This window comes from Limosilactobacillus sp. (assembly GCF_051873035.1).
Lineage (GTDB): Bacteria > Bacillota > Bacilli > Lactobacillales > Lactobacillaceae > Limosilactobacillus.
On sequence record NZ_JBJEEL010000012.1, the window covers coordinates 1 to 17,838 of the forward strand.

Annotated in this window: 18 protein-coding genes, 1 riboswitch and 1 other annotated feature; of the genes, 7 read left to right on the plus strand and 11 right to left on the minus strand. The window is 47.0% G+C overall.

The genetic code is table 11. From position 1 onward, the window contains the following. Positions 1-160: 160 nt before the first annotated feature. Together ACI31H_RS01225 and pepV are read right to left on the minus strand one after the other, a co-directional pair. The gene (locus ACI31H_RS01225) at positions 161-658 is read right to left on the minus strand and encodes a universal stress protein (RefSeq protein WP_439770182.1); all 498 of its coding nucleotides are present in this window, start codon (positions 656-658) and stop codon (positions 161-163) included. 42 nt (positions 659-700) lie between these two features. After that, positions 701-2,101 (minus strand): dipeptidase PepV, encoded by a 1,401-nt coding sequence (gene pepV / locus ACI31H_RS01230; protein ID WP_439770183.1) that lies wholly within the window; start codon positions 2,099-2,101, stop codon positions 701-703. Positions 2,102-2,185: 84 nt separating this feature from the next. On the opposite strand from pepV, the gene ACI31H_RS01235 reads away from it, so the two are divergent. Next, positions 2,186-3,046, plus strand: coding sequence for an NAD(P)H-hydrate dehydratase (locus ACI31H_RS01235; RefSeq protein ID WP_439770184.1), 861 nt, complete (start codon positions 2,186-2,188; stop codon positions 3,044-3,046). Between the two features lie 64 nt (positions 3,047-3,110). Here ACI31H_RS01235 and ACI31H_RS01240 read toward each other — a convergent pair whose 3' ends face one another. The 6 genes from ACI31H_RS01240 to ACI31H_RS01265 all read right to left on the minus strand — a co-directional run bounded on the left by ACI31H_RS01240 (position 3,111) and on the right by ACI31H_RS01265 (position 11,426). Continuing rightward, positions 3,111-4,760 (minus strand): putative polysaccharide biosynthesis protein, encoded by a 1,650-nt coding sequence (locus ACI31H_RS01240; protein ID WP_439770185.1) that lies wholly within the window; start codon positions 4,758-4,760, stop codon positions 3,111-3,113. A gap of 107 nt (positions 4,761-4,867) precedes the next feature. Next, a complete protein-coding gene (locus tag ACI31H_RS01245) occupies positions 4,868-5,131 on the minus strand; it encodes a type II toxin-antitoxin system HicB family antitoxin (protein ID WP_439770186.1) in 264 nt (87 codons plus the stop codon). 143 nt (positions 5,132-5,274) lie between these two features. Then, on the minus strand, positions 5,275-7,695 hold the full coding sequence (leuS, locus tag ACI31H_RS01250) for a leucine--tRNA ligase (RefSeq protein ID WP_439770187.1): 2,421 nt from the start codon (positions 7,693-7,695) through the stop codon (positions 5,275-5,277). Between the two features lie 61 nt (positions 7,696-7,756). After that, positions 7,757-7,968, minus strand: a binding site (T-box leader). 49 nt (positions 7,969-8,017) lie between these two features. Continuing rightward, positions 8,018-9,205 carry a methionine adenosyltransferase gene (metK, locus tag ACI31H_RS01255; protein WP_439770188.1) on the minus strand — a complete coding sequence of 396 codons (1,188 nt, stop codon included), beginning with the start codon at positions 9,203-9,205 and terminating at the stop codon, positions 8,018-8,020. Beyond that, positions 9,206-9,312, minus strand: a riboswitch (SMK box riboswitch). A 49-nt stretch (positions 9,313-9,361) separates the two neighbouring features. Next, positions 9,362-9,898 (minus strand): DNA-3-methyladenine glycosylase I, encoded by a 537-nt coding sequence (locus ACI31H_RS01260; RefSeq protein ID WP_439770189.1) that lies wholly within the window; start codon positions 9,896-9,898, stop codon positions 9,362-9,364. 94 nt (positions 9,899-9,992) lie between these two features. Continuing rightward, positions 9,993-11,426, minus strand: coding sequence for an MFS transporter (locus ACI31H_RS01265; protein WP_439770190.1), 1,434 nt, complete (start codon positions 11,424-11,426; stop codon positions 9,993-9,995). Between the two features lie 127 nt (positions 11,427-11,553). Here ACI31H_RS01265 and ACI31H_RS01270 point away from each other — a divergent pair, with 127 nt between their 5' ends. Then, entirely contained in the window at positions 11,554-12,009 is a 456-nt protein-coding gene (locus tag ACI31H_RS01270; RefSeq protein ID WP_439770191.1) for a Fur family transcriptional regulator, read from the plus strand. A gap of 57 nt (positions 12,010-12,066) precedes the next feature. Here ACI31H_RS01270 and ACI31H_RS01275 read toward each other — a convergent pair whose 3' ends face one another. Further along, a complete protein-coding gene (locus tag ACI31H_RS01275) occupies positions 12,067-13,416 on the minus strand; it encodes an amino acid permease (RefSeq protein WP_439770192.1) in 1,350 nt (449 codons plus the stop codon). A gap of 237 nt (positions 13,417-13,653) precedes the next feature. Between ACI31H_RS01275 and ACI31H_RS01280 the strand changes: the two genes are divergently transcribed. From ACI31H_RS01280 to ACI31H_RS01290, 3 genes are all read left to right on the plus strand, one after another. Next, entirely contained in the window at positions 13,654-14,097 is a 444-nt protein-coding gene (locus ACI31H_RS01280) for a VanZ family protein (protein ID WP_439770193.1), read from the plus strand. 18 nt (positions 14,098-14,115) lie between these two features. Further along, the gene (locus ACI31H_RS01285) at positions 14,116-14,283 is read left to right on the plus strand and encodes a hypothetical protein (RefSeq protein WP_439770194.1); all 168 of its coding nucleotides are present in this window, start codon (positions 14,116-14,118) and stop codon (positions 14,281-14,283) included. A 111-nt stretch (positions 14,284-14,394) separates the two neighbouring features. Further along, the gene (locus ACI31H_RS01290) at positions 14,395-14,919 is read left to right on the plus strand and encodes an HdeD family acid-resistance protein (RefSeq protein ID WP_439770195.1); all 525 of its coding nucleotides are present in this window, start codon (positions 14,395-14,397) and stop codon (positions 14,917-14,919) included. Between the two features lie 86 nt (positions 14,920-15,005). Here the strand turns inward: ACI31H_RS01290 and ACI31H_RS01295 are convergent, their stop codons facing one another. Continuing rightward, positions 15,006-15,437 (minus strand): Hsp20/alpha crystallin family protein, encoded by a 432-nt coding sequence (locus ACI31H_RS01295; protein ID WP_439770196.1) that lies wholly within the window; start codon positions 15,435-15,437, stop codon positions 15,006-15,008. A gap of 293 nt (positions 15,438-15,730) precedes the next feature. On the opposite strand from ACI31H_RS01295, the gene ACI31H_RS01300 reads away from it, so the two are divergent. Next, positions 15,731-16,294, plus strand: a complete 564-nt coding sequence (locus tag ACI31H_RS01300; protein WP_439770197.1) for a L,D-transpeptidase — start codon at positions 15,731-15,733, stop codon at positions 16,292-16,294. Between the two features lie 11 nt (positions 16,295-16,305). Beyond that, complete coding sequence (locus ACI31H_RS01305) at positions 16,306-17,154, plus strand: aldo/keto reductase (RefSeq protein WP_439770198.1); 849 nt, start codon at positions 16,306-16,308, stop codon at positions 17,152-17,154. Positions 17,155-17,221: 67 nt separating this feature from the next. Here the strand turns inward: ACI31H_RS01305 and ACI31H_RS01310 are convergent, their stop codons facing one another. Then, positions 17,222-17,731 carry an acyl-CoA thioesterase gene (locus ACI31H_RS01310; RefSeq protein ID WP_439770199.1) on the minus strand — a complete coding sequence of 170 codons (510 nt, stop codon included), beginning with the start codon at positions 17,729-17,731 and terminating at the stop codon, positions 17,222-17,224. Positions 17,732-17,838 lie beyond the last annotated feature (107 nt).

The window sequence follows — 17,838 nt, forward strand, 5'->3', positions numbered from 1 at the left end:
TTGCTTAATCTGCGTCATTAAATTTGTTCAAGTTATTTATTGCAATCTGCCTTTTAAATAAAATGCTAACCTTTCGCCAACATAAAAGGAAGCAGGACAGAAGTCGGTTACAGCTTCTGCCTTGCTCCCCACTAATCTTTGGTTATTCCAAATTTATTAACTAAATTTCAGGGTAACTATTTTTCTTAAGGTCGACTTTACGGTTATTCTTATCGGTTTTGACGACCGTCACGTCACATGGTGCTTCACGAATTGTATAAGCCGCCGTGGACCCCACAATCAGCCGGCCCACAACGTTTAACCCGGTTGCCCCAATCACAATCAAATCAATGTCATTCTTGCTCGGGTAATTTTCCGCCAGTTCCAGCTTGGCATTCCCCACCTCTACTTCGGTGGTAACGGACTCAATACCGGCCTGCTTAGCCTTTTGTTCATATTCAGCCAGTTTTTTCTTCATGGCATCAATTGCCGGTTGGTAGATCCCCCGGTCAATAAAGCCATAACCATTGGGTCCACCATTCGGAATCTTCCCACCATTAATTACGCTTAGCAAAAACAATTCAGAATTATTCTGCCGGGCGGTCTCGACGGCCTTATCAAAGGCCATGTCGGACTGCTTCGATCCATCAATACCAACTAAAATTTTTTGATAACTCATCTGAAAAGCGCCTCCACTCTTTACCCTTATTCTAGCATAAACTTAGTCTGTTACTAAATTATTAATGGCTTCCATATAAATTGCCATGGACTTAATAAGGTCATCCACCGGTTGGAACTCATTTGCCTGGTGCATTGTATTCGGCGTATTTGGCATCAGTGCCCCAAAAGCGACACCGCGCTTCATCAGACGACCGTAAGTACCGCCACCAACCACTTCTGGCTTGGTATTTTGGTCACCGGTCTGGTGAATATAAGCAGCCATTAAGGTCTTGACGATCGGGTCATTAGGGTCAACATAGTGGGGTGCTTGGGCAGGTCCCTGCTTAACCGTTATTTGAAGTGGTTCAGCAACCCGGTTCACAACTTCTTCGAGCTGGTCTGGCGTAATCCCCTTAGGGAAGCGGAAGTTCATATTAATACTACCGCCCTTTGCCGGATCGAAGTTTAAGATACCGGCATTCATCGTCAATTCACCCATTACCGGATCGCTAAAGGCACCATCGAAGCTCTCCATCCGGGTGTTCAAATGGAGGTACTTGCCAAGGAAGTGGATAAAGCTCTTGGCACCCGCCTGAAAGTTATACTGGTCTAAGAAGTTTGCCAGGTAGGTTCCGGCGTTAATCCCCTTCTCCGATTCCATGCCGTGGGCCGCCTTACCAATTACCGTTAACTTCAGGCCATTAGCCGTCTCTTCTGCGTTCCCGCTAATCGGATTACTATCAATAAAACGAGCAAAGTCATTTTGAACCTGTTGCCGGTCCTTAACAACCACATCCGCTACCGCCTCACGCGGCACCATATTAAACCGTAGGCCAGCCGCAAAGCTCTCTAATTGGTAATCCCCCGCATTAGTTGCCGGCGTGCTAAGTAACAGTGAAACCTGCCCCTTTTCACCATTGATAACCGGAAATTCAGCATCTGGTGAAAAGCCTAGTGTGGGTGCTGGTTCTACTTCAAAGTAGCGGTGCATCCCCGTCCAGTTACTTTCTTCATCGGTTCCGACAATAAAACGAACCCGCTTATTGAACTTAACCCCCTGGTCCTTCAAGTACTTCAGGGCATAGTAGGCCGCCATGCCGGGACCCTTATCGTCTGAGGCGCCCCGACCATAAAGATTGCCATCCTTGATTACCGGGTCAAAGGGATCCGTATCCCAGCCCTTTCCCGCTGGCATCACGTCTAAGTGTGCCAAAATTGCAAGGGTCTCGTCACCTTCACCACATTCGGCATAACCAACCAGGTTGTCAATATTTTTCGTCTTGAAACCGTCCTGGTCTGCCATCTCTAAGAAGGCCGTTAATGCCTGTGCTGGACGGGGTCCTAACGGGTATTCATCGGTGGCCGCATCATCATCACGGACACTTGGAATCTTCATCAATGATATTAGATCATTTAAATAGTCTTTTTCCTGACTCTGGGCTGCTTTAAGCCATTCAGTCATTTCTTATCCCTCCATCTGATCATTTTGTTAAATTAATGATACCATTAATATAGTCATTACAAAATCTAAAAGGAGACCTTATTAATGAAAAAACTAACTGAACAGATCCTCCATGAGGTAATCCAACCCCGTCCGGCCAACAGTTTTAAGGGCACTTTTGGTAAAGTTACCCTCGTCGGTGGTAACCGTAACTTTGGTGGGGCCATTATCATGGCATCAACCGCCGCGGTTTGTGCGGGGGCCGGCCTCGTCACCACTTGTACCGATTCTAGTAACTCCGGTGCCTTACACGCCCAATTACCAGAGGCAATGTTTGCCGACTTTACTGCTGACCAACAGGTAGCCGATCTCGTAAAAGCTGCCACCACGGTAGTTGTTGGTCCCGGCCTGGGCGACGATGCCACTAGTTTGCACATTCTTCAAAACGTCTTTGCTAACGTTTCACCACAGCAAAACCTGGTTATCGACGGTTCAGCTATTACCCTAATGGCCCGGGAAAAGCTGTCACAACCGGCCGCCAACGTTATTTACACACCGCACGAAATGGAGTGGCAACGACTCTCCGGCATCAAGATTGGTGAGCAAACAGAGGATAAGAATCGCACCGTCCGTGATCAGCTTAACGCGACCGTAGTCCTCAAGAAGCACCATACCGAGATTTATACGGCTGATGATGTTTATCAACTACCAATCGGAACACCTGCACAAGCGGTTGGTGGTATGGGTGATACCCTGGCCGGGATGGTCGGTGGCTTTACAGCTGAGTTTAACCAGCAAGGCACCAAGGCCGTGCTAGCCGCCGTTTATGCCCACAGTGCCATTGCTGATAAAATTGCGGAAGACCAATACATCGTCTTACCCCACCAGATCAGCCGTGCACTACCAAGCTTCATGAAGAAGATGGAAGCAGCACCCCAAGAACACCACATCGGTTTTCTTAACTAGAATAATCAAAATAACCCTTAACACCTGGAAACTCAGATGTTAAGGGTTAATTATTTACTGAAAATTAGGCAATGTGCAGTTTACGCCGCAGACTTGCGGAACGTGGTCCGATAATCTGATCAGCCAGCCGGAACTTCAAAGCCAAAAAGGCAAAGATGCCGGCACCAACCGCTACTCCTACCATCGCTACAAAGAAGGCCAGGAACCGGCTATAAGGACTAACTAAATGGCCAAGTAGGACCATCACTAACTTAGTCACGGCAAACATGATCAGTGAAAAACACAGGATCTGGTTAGTCGGCTTCGACATTTCATAGAAGTGGAGGTTAAATTCCATATTGAAGGAATGCAAAATTAGGTAATCAATTACGAACATTGAAATGCAGGTAGCCAGTAGTGGTCCCAGCCCCTGCGCAAAGAGGATGCATGGGTACTGAAGTAGCAGTTTGATCACAATCCCAATCGCCAGGTACTTCATCATCCGGCGATTTTCGGAAATCCCCTGCATCATTGCGGCCGCAACCGTGTACAGTCCCATTGGGATTGAAACAAAGGCCGCAAACTCCAGAACAACGATCCCAGCATGATCATAATAGTAGAAAACGGTATAAACCGGTTGGGCCACTGCGGCTAAACCGAGGGCGGCTGGAATCATCACGAAGTAAAAGAGTAATAAGACGTTTTCAATTTGCTTACGCATCCCTAATTTGTCATTCTGTGCCCGGGCTGTTGCTAACAACGGAATTACCGTAGCGGCCATTGCCGAAGCCAATGAAATAATAATCGTGAAAATCTTATTCGCATTAAAGGCAAACAGGGCGTAAAGGACCGTTTCTTGATAGTGGGTAAAGTTCCCCACATGCATCAGCATTTTCGGGAAGGTAAACTGGTCAATCAACATAAAGATGGCCACCCCAGATTCAATTACCACAAAGGGAATGGCCTGGTAAATCATCCGGATAATTAGCCGGCCGGTGGAGACGCTCAGGTCATTTTTACCATTATTAATTAGCGAATTCATTTCCCGCCGGTGGCTAACCCAGGACCAGGATAGGATTGCAATTGCCCCCAGTGCCCCGATAAAGGCAGCAAACGTGGATTGGGTAACCGCACTTACCCAGCTCCCCTTCTGGATCTTCATGATCAGGTAGGTGGCGGCCAACATATAGATAACCCGGAAGACTTGTTCGACAAACTGCGAGATTGCCGAAGGCGCCATCCAGTTATACCCCTGTAAGAAACCCCGGCTCATTGCCAGTGCGGGGATAATCAGCACCGCCCAAGCTAGTGAACGAATAACCGGAACGACGTTTTCATCGCCGTTTGCCATCCCCGGGGCTAGAAACGTCATTAAGGTTGCGCAAATAACCCCCATGGCTAACGCTACGTACATACTTGAGTAATAAAGACGACGGCTGACACCATACTCGTTTAACCCGTTATAGTGCGCAACCATCTTGGAAATAGCCGACGGTAACCCCGCCGTAGCAATAATTAAGAAGATATTGTAAATATTATAACCCTGTGCAAAGAGGGCGTTGGCCTGGTTACTATAAGCACCAAACCAGGTTACCCAAGGGATAACATAAATCGCCCCAAGAATACGTGAGGTGATACTCCCCACCGTCATCCAGGCTGAACCATTCAGCATCTTGGACTTCGCATCTTTATTGGTTCCGATAGACTCTGAACCATTAGCGTATTCATCATTCATGATTCCTTCAGTTCCTGCCCTTCCTAAAAATAAACAATCTTATTTATTCTATCGTGAAACACGGACTGACGCAATTTCTTTTCTAATTAAGATTTTATTAAGGATAATTAGTACTGGTCCAGGTCCACGGTGACCAACTTAACAACTGCCTGTGGGTGGGCAGCCGCCACCGCAGCGAGGTCACTAGCCGGTGGCGCGGGTTCAAAATGACCTAACTTATCGTTAAGGGTAATTGCCAGCCCTAATTTAGCAAATTCGACCGCCTCTGCCATATCCTTTCCCTGGGTAAACGCCTCTGGTAAATCAGGGAAATCTACTAAAATCTGACCATCTTGCGGCGTAAATACGGCCGGATACGTAACTACTTCCATCTGTCTTTCCTTTCTTCACAACACATCATTAGGCTAGCTGCCATTCCATGAGCACAAAGGGCGTCAAGCGTTCGGACTTTCCGAATACTTGACGCCCTTTGTAGACCGCGCTGTCGGCCTAGCTATACTTTTCAAAGATCTAACTACTTGGCAACGATGTTTACGATCTTGTTTGGAACAACAATTACCTTCTTGATGTCCTTACCATCGGTAAACTTCTTGACGTGCTCATTAGCCAAGGCCACTTTTTCCGCCTCTTCTTTAGAGGTATCCTTTGCCATCTTAACCTTAGCCCGAACCTTACCATTAACTTGTAAGATCATTTCAACTTCGTTTTCAACAAGGGCCGCTGGGTCATACTTTGGCCATGGTTGGTAAGTAATAGTATCACTGATACCAAACTGACTCCACAGTTCTTCTGCCACGTGTGGCATGATTGGGGAAATCATCTTCACAAAGCCTTGCATGTATTCGGCTGGCAGGTCATCAACCTTGTAAGCTTCATTTACAAAGACCATCAGTTGGGAAATTGCAGTGTTAAAGTGCATCCGTTCGTAGTCTTCGGTGACCTTCTTAACGGTCTGGTTGTAAACCTTGGTCAGCTTACCATCGTTAAAGTTCGAAACCCGGTCCCGGAGGTGGTTATTATCATCCATTAATAACCGCCATACCCGTTGGATCCACTTGTAGGAACCGTGCAGACCTTCTTCATCCCACGGAACAGATTCGGTCAGTGGACCCATGAACATTTCGTAAAGACGCAGCGTATCGGCACCGTACTTTTCAACAATGTCGTCCGGATTAACCACGTTCCCCTTTGACTTGGACATCTTCTCGTGGTTAGCTCCGAGAATCATCCCCTGGTTAACCAGCTTCATGAATGGTTCCTTCGTTGGGACTAAGCCGAGGTCGTAGAGTACCTTGTGCCAGAAACGAGCGTAGAGCAGGTGCAAGACAGCGTGTTCGGCACCACCAACGTACAGGTCAACTGGTGACCAGTAATCCAGTGCTTCTTTAGAAGCAAATTCCTTACTGTTATGTGGATCCGTGTAACGGAGCCAGTACCATGATGATCCGGCCCATTGTGGCATGGTGTTAGTTTCCCGTAAACCGTGCCGACCTTGGTCATCATAAACGTTAACCCAGTCCTTAACATTGGCTAACGGACTTTCACCCGTTCCGGACGGTTCGATGTTATCGGTGTCTGGCAACTTCAATGGCAATTCGTCTTCAGGAACCAGCGTCGTCCGACCATCATCCCAGTGAATTACCGGAATCGGTTCACCCCAGTAACGTTGCCGACTGAAGATCCAGTCCCGGAGCCGGTAGTTAACCTTCTTATGACCGGCCTCGTGTTCTTCCAGCCAATCAATCATCTTCGCCTTGGCGTCTTCAATGTTAAGGCCGTCCAAGAAGCCAGAGTTAATGTGCTTACCATCACCACTAAAGGCCCCGTCAGACAGGTCGGCACCTTCAATCACCGGTTTAATTGGTAAGTCAAACTTCTTGGCAAAGTCGTAATCACGCTGGTCACCAGAAGGAACGGCCATGACACAACCAGTCCCGTACGATGCTAAAACATAGTCACTAATCCAGATCGGTAACTTTTCGCCGTTAACGGGGTTGATGACGTAAGAACCGGTGAAGACCCCGGTCTTTTCCTTGTTCAAGTCAGTCCGTTCCAGGTCAGAACGACGGGAAGCTTCTTCCTTGTACTTGGCAACTTCATCCTGGTGTTCAGGCGTTGTTAGCTGGTCAACCAGTTCTTGTTCCGGTGCCAAGACGACGTAGGAAGCCCCGAAGAGGGTATCGGCCCGGGTCGTGAAGACTTCAATCTTAGTATCTTCATCGCCGGCAACCGGGAAGAAGACGGAGGCACCTTCGGAACGACCAATCCAGTTCCGCTGCATTTCCTTAACACTCTCTGGCCAATCAACCAGGTCTAAGTCCTTAATCAACCGGTCGGCATAGGCAGTAATCTTTAGAACCCACTGCTTCATTGGCTTCCGGTAAACCGGGTAACCGCCCCGCTTGGTCTTACCATCTTCAACTTCTTCGTTGGCAACCACGGTCCCGCCCATAAAGTCGGGAGCCCAGTTCACCATAATTTCACTTTCGTAGGCCAAGCCCTTCTTGTAGAGCTGTTCGAAGATCCACTGGGTCCACTTGTAGTATTCCGGATCAGTCGTGTTAACTTCCCGGTCCCAATCATAGGAAAAACCGAGTGATTGGATCTGGTCGCGGAAGTGGTTAATGTTCTTGTTAGTAAAGCCCTTTGGATTATGGCCGGTCTTTAGGGCGTATTGTTCAGCTGGCAGGCCGAATGCATCCCAGCCCATTGGGTGCAAAACGTTGTAACCCTGCATCCGCTTCATCCGTGACATTACATCAGTGGCGGTGTATCCTTCCGGGTGCCCAACATGTAGTCCTTGACCTGATGGGTACGGGAACATATCTAAGGCGTAGTACTTCTTTTGGTCCTTATTAATCTCCGCTTTAAAAGTCTTGTTCTTTTTCCAAAACTTTTGCCACTTATTTTCAATCGTTGTGTGATCGTAAGCCATAATTTCGCTCCTTTTCTTTTTTATGATCGTAATAAAAAAATCCCGCAGAAGCTCCTTGCTCCTACGAGACGAAAATCAATCCGCGGTACCACCCGTTTTCTATGAACTAGTCATAGCACTTTAAGGCCTTAACGCGGTCTAACGTCACTGCCTACTAACTTCAACAGCAATCTTACTAGACGAGTTCATCAGCAACCGGTCCCCACTTCACAGCACCAGTGGGTCTCTGGTGACGCGGCTCCTAACTACTACTTCTATCACGATCAAAATATTAGTTGTATTCTAACTTCCCTGTCGCTAATTTGCAAGGATGATTAGTGATTTAGCCTAAAATTTGCTTCAATTCATCGACCTTGTCAAGGTGTTCCCATGGCAGGTCAACATCTGTCCGACCAAAGTGGCCGTAAGCCGCCGTTTGTTCATAAATCGGCCGCTTGAGATCTAACATCTTGATGATACCAGCTGGCCGCAAGTCAAAGACCTTCCGTACCGCCGCAATTAGCTCTTCTTCACTCTTGGTACCAGTACCAAAAGTATCAATTGAAATGGAAACTGGTTCAGCAACCCCAATGGCGTAGGCAACTTGAATTTCCAGCTTCTTCGCATAACCAGCGGCAACTAGGTTCTTGGCAATGTAACGAGCGGCGTAACTAGCCGACCGGTCCACCTTCGTAGCATCCTTACCAGAGAAGGCCCCACCACCGTGGTGAGCAGCACCACCGTAGGTATCAACAATTACTTTCCGGCCAGTTAACCCAGCATCCCCTTGGGGACCACCGATAACAAAACGACCGGTGGGGTTAATAAAGTACTTAGTCTGGTCATCTAGCAATTCAGCTGGAATAACCGCCTTGATAACCTGTTCCTTAACATCTTGACGAATTTGATCCAAGGTTGCGTCCGGATCATGCTGAGTACTTAAGACCACCGTGTCAACCCGTAATGGCTTATCATTGTCATCATATTCAACGGTTACTTCGGCCTTGGCATCCGGACGAAGGTAAGGGATCGTCCCTTCCTTACGTAACTTGGCAATCCGTTGCATTAACTTATGACTAAGCATTAAGGTCAGTGGCATGTATTCTGGTGTTTCATCAGTGGCGTAACCAAACATTAGCCCCTGGTCACCTGCACCAATTTGGTCGAGCGGATCAGCATCCCCTTCACGGGTTTCAAGTGAATCGTCAACCCCCTGTGCAATATCAGGTGATTGTTCGTCGAGTGCCGTAATTACGGCACAGTTATCCGCATCAAAACCGTATTTACCATCAGTGTAACCAATCCGCCGAATCGTATCACGGACTACCTTTTGGATGTTGACATAGGCAGAGGTAGAAACTTCCCCAAAGACGAGGACTAGCCCCGTCGTAACGGAAGTTTCAACCGCGGCCCGTGCATCCGGGTCCTTTTCCAACAGTGCATCGAGGATTGCATCACTGATTTGGTCCGCAATCTTATCTGGGTGTCCTTCGGAAACTGATTCTGATGTAAATAGGTGTTTTTCTGTCATCTTTTCTAATTCCCCCATATTCTAGTCGAAACTTAAAAACGTTTTGTAGTTGCGGTTACAAGGCATCTTCACTTTACAGTGAATCCTATCGGGAATTTGCTTCATAACGAAGACAATACTATCACAAAGTTATCTTAATAATCAATTAAAAGATTATTAAAGACGGGCGTTAACTAACCCGACCGCCGTTAAGTATGAATAGATAATTGTTGGCCCCACAAATTTAAAACCGTCCCGTTTCATTTGCCGGGCTACCTTCCGGGAAAGATCCGTTTGGGCCGGGAGTGTTTCCCCAGGTTTAAGTACTAAGCGTTGTGCCTGGTGGTCCACAAACGACCAGATATAGTCATCTAAACTTTGCCCCTGGGCCTGCAGCTTACGAACTAACTGGGCATTATTAATCGTCGCTAATATTTTAAGCCGGTTCCTGATAATCCCCTCATCCGCCATTAGCCGGGTAACATCCCGGTCAGTGTATTGGGCTACCCGTTCAATTGCAAAGTGGTCAAAGGCGCGTTCAAAAGCCGCCCGCCGGCGCCAAATTATTTCCCAGGAAAGTCCGGCCTGGAAGATTTCTAGAGTCAGCATCTCAAATAGGAATTGATCATCATGTACCGGATATCCCCAAACCTGGTCATAGTAGTCGCGCATCAGTTCCGAGGTTTGGGCCCAGTCTGGTCGTTGTTTTTTCATTACTATTCCTCCTAACAAAAAGTGCCAGTATTCATAGGCGTATTATAGCAAGAACACTGACACTATTTATTATTTAAATACGGATAACTACTGATTAGGCCGCCTGCTTCTTGGTATTTTTCAACAATAAGGCCAAAATCAAACCAATAATCTCAATGACCACCATCATCATAAATACTAGGTGGTAACCATGGAGTGACGCTTGTAATTGCTGACGACCGGCCCCCAGTGCATGGGATGTGCCAACCGTCAAAACAATTGTGGCCACGGCGACCCCAGCAGAACCAAGGACCTGACGAACTGTCGTGATGACCGCGGTTCCGTGAGAAACCAAGTCATTCGGGAGCGAATTAGCACCTAGTGTTACCGCTGGCATCATGACAAAGGCGTTCCCACCTTCAATAATCATGGCACAAAGGATCATGGCGAGCAGACTCAGGCGGTCAAGTACAAGCCAGGCGATTAACCAACCACAAATAATCATCGCCATGCCAACCAGCATTGTCGGCTTAAAGCCGATCTTGTCGGCCAGCTTCCCCGTCAACGGATTCAAGATACTCAAGAAGACCGCTCCGGGAACCAGTGACATTCCGGAAACAAAGGGACTAACGTGTAATACCCCTTGGTAATATAGTGGAAAAATAATCGTGGTTACGATAAGGGCAATGTATGAGATGGAGGTCAGCAGAACTGCCAGGTCATAATTAAAGGTTTTTAATACCCGCAATTCAAGCAGTGGTTCCTCCAAAGCCAGTTGCCGGTGGCAGAACCAAACGATTGCCAGCACACTAACCACCAAGATAATTCCATTGATGGTCCAGTTAACATTCTTTTTGGCGGCCAGGTTCACCACGTACATAATTCCGATAAGGCCGATCGACAGGAAAACCGATAGCCAGTCAAGACTAGTCGAGTGTCGTGGCATTACATCCCGGATCAAACCGGTAGCAGCCAGGATAATGATCACTGTAATGATGATCATGAAGAAGATGAACAGGCTCTTCCAGCTAAAGAACTTTAAAATAATTCCGGATACAATTGGTCCACAGGCCAATGCTGACCCCATGACCAGGCCGGCAATTCCCATCGTCGTTCCCCGCTGGTCCTTAGGAGTAATCTCCAACAGAACCGACTGGTAAGATGGAAAAAGTACCCCGACGGCAAAGGCCTCTAGTGCCCGGCCGACCATCATAAACCAAAAACCATTGGCACCCCAGCTAGCAGGGGTAAAGACAATCATTAAAGAACCGATATCAAACAATGCCAGTGCGGCAATAAACATCGTCTTAAAGTTTAAATTACTCAGCATCCACGGACTAATTGGCATGCTGACACACATTACCAACATAAAGCCGGTCGTTAACCACTGCACCGTATCAGCCGAAATTCCAAAACTGTGCATCAATGTTGGGTAGGCCGTTGATAGTGACGACTGACTAATGGACATGGTAAAAGTCCCTACCAGTAAGGTAAAAATAAACCAAAAACGGCTATAGGATTGGCCATTTTGATCAATACTCTTCTCCAATTTTCTCTCTCCCTTTTTAGAATTATTATTATTTAACCGCACCATATTATAATGTTTGAATCTATGTTTGTAAATGATATAATACAGTTAGATTAAAATAATTATAAAGAAGAAAGGAGATCTGTTCATGGCTGAGGCTGAACTTGACCGCGCGTTAGACCTACTACGGAACCACAAAGTTCGTCTGACTCCCCAGCGGCGGACAATTTTAGAATACCTCATCAACCACCACACCCATCCCAGTGTTGAAATGATCTATGAAGATCTTAAAGATAACACCGATAACATCAGTATGGCGACGGTCTACAACACGTTAAAGCTCTTTGTTGATTACAATCTCGTTATTGAGCTAAAGAACGGGGACGGTAGTACGCACTACGATTACTTTGGTCACCCGCATTACCACGTTGTTTGCGATAACTGTGGTAAAATTACCGACGTCTTTGATGAACATTTTTCCGAAATTACCCGGGAAATGACTGAGATGACCCGGCAAAAGACCCACTACTTGGTAACGGGAAATAATATTGAGGTCCACGGACTCTGTCCCGACTGTCAGCGCAAATTACATTTAAACCGTTAAAAAAAGAAATCGTCAAGGCTACTCCCAATCTGGGAGCTGGCTTTGACGATTTTTATTTCAATTATTTTCTCGTCTGGTTAGTGAAATTACTGCCAACAGGGCAAACCAAACCAGGGTGAAGATGAGGGCGGCGAGGGTTTGCTTATCAAGGCACAGGACTACCAAAACGAACAGCAAAAAGGCAAGGACCAGGTAGTCTGTTATTGGCGCCCCCGGCATCCTAAACGTCCGATCATGGGGATGAAGCCTGATGTAACGTAAGTGAGCACCGATAATGGCGGCCCAAATAAAAAGAAAACTAGTGGTGGCCACACTGGATACCAGCGTGAAGACGGCTCCTGGCATAACGAAGTTTAAGAAGGCCGCAATTCCAATGATAACGGATGAAATCACCACCGCCCGGGCCGGCACCAGGTTCTTAGACAGTTGCGAAATCCGGCGAATCCCGGGCCGGTGGGCATCGGCTGTTAATTCAGCTAACATTCGCCCGGTCGTGTAAATCGAACTGTTGCAGGCCGAGGCCGCCGCGGTAATCACAACGAAGTTAACGATACTGGCGGCCCCACGCAAACCGGCATCACGGAAGACCAACACAAAGGGACTGTTCGTCGGTGACAGGCGGTTCCAGGGGTAAATACACATGATGACCGCTAGTGCCCCAATGTAAAAGAGCAGGATCCGCAAAGGAATACCGTTGATTGCCTTGGGAATTACCTGCCGGGGATTTTCAGCCTCAGCAGCGGTCACGCCAACCATCTCGATCCCCACGAAGGCAAAGACAACCATTTGGAAGGACATGACAAAGCCCTTCAATCCGGTAGCGAAGAAGCCGTGGTAGGCAACCAGGTTACCCGGGGACGCAACATAGCCGCCCCGGGACTTAAACTGAATTAACATCATAAAGATCCCCACCGCAATTAGGATCAGGATGGCCACCACCTTAATCATGGCAAACCAGAATTCAACTTCACCAAAGACGTTGACCGTAATTAGGTTAAGGCATAAAAAGATTATCAGTGTAATCAATCCCGGTACCCACTGGGGAACGTTGGGTAGCCAAATCTGAATATAGAGACCGATGGCGGTGATTTCTGCCATCGCCAGGGCCAGCCAGCACGCCCAGTAGGCCCAACCGGTAATAAAGCTAATCCGGTTCCCGAGGTAATCCCGAATTGCCTCCATAAATGACCGGTATTTCAGATTAGACATCAGCAATTCCCCGAGAGCCCGCATAATACCGAAACAAACTATCCCAGTGATTAAGTACGCCAACAAGATGGCCGGCCCCGCAGCCCGAATTGCCTTGCCGGCCCCTAAGAACAGACCGGTCCCAATCGTTCCGCCGAGCGCCATCAGCTGAATGTGCCGACTCTTCAAACTTCTCTTCATCTGTTGCTGCTTACTCATTCTCAACTAAATCTCCTAGCGCATTGCATCTTAAACCAGTAACGGTTAAGCTGGTTACTAGTTTGTGGTACAAGCCAATGTGAAACTCCATTGTATACCATATTCAAAAAAATGCACATTTCTAAGGAGAATTTAATGCTGCACTGGTTACCTTTTACAATTTATTTTCTAATTAACTGCTTTTTATTAGGCCACTTTGGGCGACGGTACCAACACAGCGGCCCGCGGCTCACCATTATGGCTACGTTTATCTACCTAACCGCCATTTTAATTCTTTGCCTAACGCCCAGCTTTTTGAAGATTTCTTCTGCCCATAAAACCTTTTTTCATCTCTGGGGCGTTCCTTACAACCTGATTCCCTTCCAAGGGGTAAGCACTGAGTTTTTCTTAAATATCATCATGACGCTTCCCTGGGGCGTCTTCCTCTACCTTTTCCACTACCGTCATTCATGGGGACGAACAATCGCATACTGCTTCTTATTTAGCCTCTTCATCGAAGTTAACCAGTTTATCTGGGACCTCTTAATTAACCTGGGACGGCTGGCTGACATTGATGACCTGATCACGAATACCCTTGGTGCCCTGGTCGGTTTTAGTTTAATGCTCCTTTTAGACTACACTTATTTTCATGGCCTAATTCAGCAATTACGACTCAAATCACCGCAAAGTTTGGTACACTAGTTGGGTGAGGTGACAAATATGATTTCAAATGAACAACGGGCACACGATATCGCACTGGCCCTACTTCAGGCTAATAGTAAGGATCTCGAACCGATTGAGGCGTACCACCGTTACGTTAACTCCTTACTACCAATTCTTAAAGAAATTGATAAGGACTTCCCACACGGAATTAAAGAGCATTTATAAAAGGGCGGGGCTAAACACCGGTCGACTACGACCGCTGTTGGCCCCCCTTTTAAATCTGCCACCATTTTTGCTATGATGAAAATAATTTAAGCAAGGGAGGAGGTTTATAATATGCAATTTGAACAAAGAAAGGGCTTTGACTGGTTCAGCTTAGTAGTTGGAATCCTATTTGTCATTGCCGGCATCGCTTCATTTTCCCACCCCGATAAGACGCTTCACTTCTTAGCAATTGTCGTTGGGGTCGCGTTTATCTTTCGGGGAATCTATGAACTCTGGTTCCGTCGTTTCATCAACGCCGCACTAAACGAAAGCTCCGGTTGGGTTATTTTTGCAGCAATCTTAGATATTATTTTAGGGGTGATCGTTCTGGTGTTCCCCGGCTTCGGTGCCCTTTACCTAGCAATCCTGTTTGCTATTTGGTTTATCATCGATTCCTTTATGCAGATCAAGGCTGCTAAGTTCTTCCGGCTCTTCCACCGGGGATACGCAACCTGGTTAATCGTACTGGGCGTTATTAGCATTATTCTGGGAATCATTTTACTATTTAGTCCAATGCTGTCAGCCCTGACCATTGTCTGGCTGGTATCCGTAATGTTGATCGTCTTTGGTATCATGCACATCGTTCAAGCCTTTTAATCAGTTTAAGGCTTACAGAAAAGGTCCAAAGTATTCGGAAAAGCCGAATACTTTGGACCTTTTTCTCTTCTCTTATATATTACGAATTAGTCGATATCAATCCGGGTGTCATTTTCATCACTGGCTTGCAACTTTGGTAGGTTCAGTGTCAAAACCCCGTTTTCATATTGGGCCTTAACAGCTCCCCGGTCAACATCTGGCAAACGGTATTGCCGGCTCATTTGACCATAGCGCCGTTCAGTGTGTAAGACATTGCCCTTTTGATCACTTTCATCAGCAAAGGTGTCCCGGTGACCAGTGACAGACAAAATGTTGTTAGCATAGTTAATATGAATGTCCTTCTTGTCAAAGCCTGGCATATCAATCTTAACCGTGTAGCCGTGGTCATCTTCTGCCACATCCGTCTTCATGTGATCTGCCATTGGGGTAAGGTCAGAGAAGAAATCATCGTTCATCCAATCACGCATATTCATCAAGTTATCAAATAAGTTGTTACGACGTTGAATTTCATTAGCCATATATTGAATCATCCTTTCTCATACCTTGTCTACACTTCCTATCTTAGGTCGTTTGCTAGCAAATGCAAGACTTTTTTAGCACTCTTTGGTATAGAGTGCTAAAAATCTTTTGACCAATATTAACCAATCGCCTAAGTACTACGCGCCCAATGGATTAGCGTTTTGACCATTAGCCGACCCGTCCCAGGAAAATTTCTTATTTTTAAATTACATATGATTTTCTAATCATGCGTAATCATAGATTAGCTGTGCTAAAATAGGAATGATTATTTTGATACGAAGAAGGTTACAACATGAAATTACGAACTAAGTTACTATTCTTTTTAACCATCATGGTTGCCATTATTGGCTGGGGGGGAACGGCGGCCAAGGCGTCCTCACATATGCGCACCCCTATTAACTACCTTAAGTCCTCGGAAACCATCCCCTATCCAGATATCAATAAGCTTAAGGATCCCTGGATCAAGGTCAGCATTGCTAAAAACCGGGTTTACATCATGGATGGCCAGCAAAACGTCTACACAATGTACTGCAGTGCTGGTAAGTATGAAAACAAAAACGGTAAGCGGGTAAGTATGACCCCTACCGGTACCTACGCTATCCAAGACGATCGTGGTAATAGTTTTTACAACCCTTCCGTTAAATGTGGTGCTAACAACTACGTTTCCTGGCATGACAACGGCTCCTACCTCTTCCACAGTGTCCCTACCGACAAGTCTGGACACTACATTAAGTCACAGGCCCAGAAGCTAGGCAAGAGTACTGCCTCTCACGGTTGCATCCGTCTCTCCGTTCCTGATTCCAAGTGGATGATGCATATGCCAGCCGGAACTAAGGTCGTCATTCATAATAACTAGTAGGTGATCCTATGAAGACCGTTCAAATAAATAAGATTGAGCTCCCCGCCGTCGGTCTAGGTACCTGGCGCCTCGGTGACCTCGCTGCTAACCATGAAACGGAAGTTGCCGCTATCCGTGCCGGCCTCGACCAGGGCGCCCGGGTAATCGACACCGCCGAAATGTACGGTGAGGGCAAGGCAGAACGCGTCGTGCGGGATGCCATTAAGGGTTACCAGCGTGATCAGCTCTTTATTATTGACAAGGTGCTACCGACTAACGCCGGGCGGGACCAACTAGTCAAGAGTCTTGACCAAAGTTTAAGTAACGTTGGCACCGACTACTTTGACCTCTACCTATTACACTGGCGCGGTACCATTCCGCTAAGTGAGACCGTCACGACAATGGAAAAGATGGTGGCCCAGGGCAAAATTAAGGCTTGGGGGGTATCCAATTTCGACGTGCAGGACTTAGAAGAATTATGGTCCCTGCCTAACGGTACCTACTGTGTTGCTAACCAGGACCTGTATAACCTGGACGAACGCGGGATTGAATACGACCTTCTCCCCCTGATGCGGCAACACCAGCTGCCGTTAATTGCCTACTCACCACTAGCCCAGGGTGACCAGCTTTCCGGTAAATTAACTACCGACCCACTACTACAAGAATTGGCCCGCAACCACCAAGCATCTGTTTACCAGATAATGCTTGCCTGGACACTGCGTAATGACAATGTCCTAACTATTCCTAAGAGTAGTACCCCTGAGCATACCCTTGCCAACTGGCAGGCCGGTGAAATTGAATTTTCAGCCAGTGAACTCAAGGCATTGGCAAAAAGATTTCCCCGCCCAGACCACAAGCAACCACTCGCAACGATCTAACTAAAAGCCACCCAATGATTGGCAATGAACCGATCATTAGGTGGCTTTTTAATATGCCAGAGGAAAACTATTCCCATGGCTTACGGATGGTCACGTGTTTCAAAAGGTCTTGTTGGGCCTGACGGTCAGTAGCCCGGTGCTGGCGCCGCTGAGCATACCCCCGTACCAGTGCCTGCTGCTCAGCCGTTGTTGGTTCTAATTCATCGTATAAAACTTCCCTGTGCGGGTCCTGAATTACGTAGGTCATTAAGCAGGTAAAGCCCAGAAAACGTTCACCAGTCTGCAAGTGCTCACCGATCACCTTAACAAATACTTCCAGTGAACGATGGCCTAGTCCGGTGACGTAAGCTTCCATACACATCGAGTCTTGTAAGCGAAATGGTCTGAGAAATTGAACGTGGTCCATTGCGGCCGTGACGATTGTCGACCGGGTAACCCGCATCGCTGCTACCGAGGCCTCCCCATCTACTAATTCAAGGAGCCGGCCCCCAAAGACCGTCCCGTGCTCGTTCAAGTCAGCATTAATTACCCGGTGGATTGACACTGCCAGTGTCTCGTTGCACGTAACTTTCATCATCGAAACCCCTTACATCTTTTTTTAACTATTTTAACACATTTGATAAATGTTAAATTTTGGTAGATTATAGAATGAAGTTAGCCACCCAGTTGGTGGTAAATAAAAAA

Bases quoted from the DNA above. Each gene is read 5' to 3' on its own strand.
- ACI31H_RS01225 (WP_439770182.1), bottom strand. From the start codon at position 658: ATGAGTTATCAAAAAATTTTAGTTGGTATTGATGGATCGAAGCAGTCC.
- pepV (WP_439770183.1), bottom strand. From the start codon at position 2,101: ATGACTGAATGGCTTAAAGCAGCCCAGAGTCAGGAAAAAGACTATTTA.
- ACI31H_RS01235 (WP_439770184.1), top strand. From the start codon at position 2,186: ATGAAAAAACTAACTGAACAGATCCTCCATGAGGTAATCCAACCCCGT.
- ACI31H_RS01240 (WP_439770185.1), bottom strand. From the start codon at position 4,760: ATGAATGATGAATACGCTAATGGTTCAGAGTCTATCGGAACCAATAAA.
- ACI31H_RS01245 (WP_439770186.1), bottom strand. From the start codon at position 5,131: ATGGAAGTAGTTACGTATCCGGCCGTATTTACGCCGCAAGATGGTCAG.
- leuS (WP_439770187.1), bottom strand. From the start codon at position 7,695: ATGGCTTACGATCACACAACGATTGAAAATAAGTGGCAAAAGTTTTGG.
- metK (WP_439770188.1), bottom strand. From the start codon at position 9,205: ATGACAGAAAAACACCTATTTACATCAGAATCAGTTTCCGAAGGACAC.
- ACI31H_RS01260 (WP_439770189.1), bottom strand. From the start codon at position 9,898: ATGAAAAAACAACGACCAGACTGGGCCCAAACCTCGGAACTGATGCGC.
- ACI31H_RS01270 (WP_439770191.1), top strand. From the start codon at position 11,554: ATGGCTGAGGCTGAACTTGACCGCGCGTTAGACCTACTACGGAACCAC.
- ACI31H_RS01275 (WP_439770192.1), bottom strand. From the start codon at position 13,416: ATGAGTAAGCAGCAACAGATGAAGAGAAGTTTGAAGAGTCGGCACATT.
- ACI31H_RS01280 (WP_439770193.1), top strand. From the start codon at position 13,654: ATGGCTACGTTTATCTACCTAACCGCCATTTTAATTCTTTGCCTAACG.
- ACI31H_RS01285 (WP_439770194.1), top strand. From the start codon at position 14,116: ATGATTTCAAATGAACAACGGGCACACGATATCGCACTGGCCCTACTT.
- ACI31H_RS01290 (WP_439770195.1), top strand. From the start codon at position 14,395: ATGCAATTTGAACAAAGAAAGGGCTTTGACTGGTTCAGCTTAGTAGTT.
- ACI31H_RS01295 (WP_439770196.1), bottom strand. From the start codon at position 15,437: ATGGCTAATGAAATTCAACGTCGTAACAACTTATTTGATAACTTGATG.
- ACI31H_RS01300 (WP_439770197.1), top strand. From the start codon at position 15,731: ATGAAATTACGAACTAAGTTACTATTCTTTTTAACCATCATGGTTGCC.
- ACI31H_RS01305 (WP_439770198.1), top strand. From the start codon at position 16,306: ATGAAGACCGTTCAAATAAATAAGATTGAGCTCCCCGCCGTCGGTCTA.
- ACI31H_RS01310 (WP_439770199.1), bottom strand. From the start codon at position 17,731: ATGATGAAAGTTACGTGCAACGAGACACTGGCAGTGTCAATCCACCGG.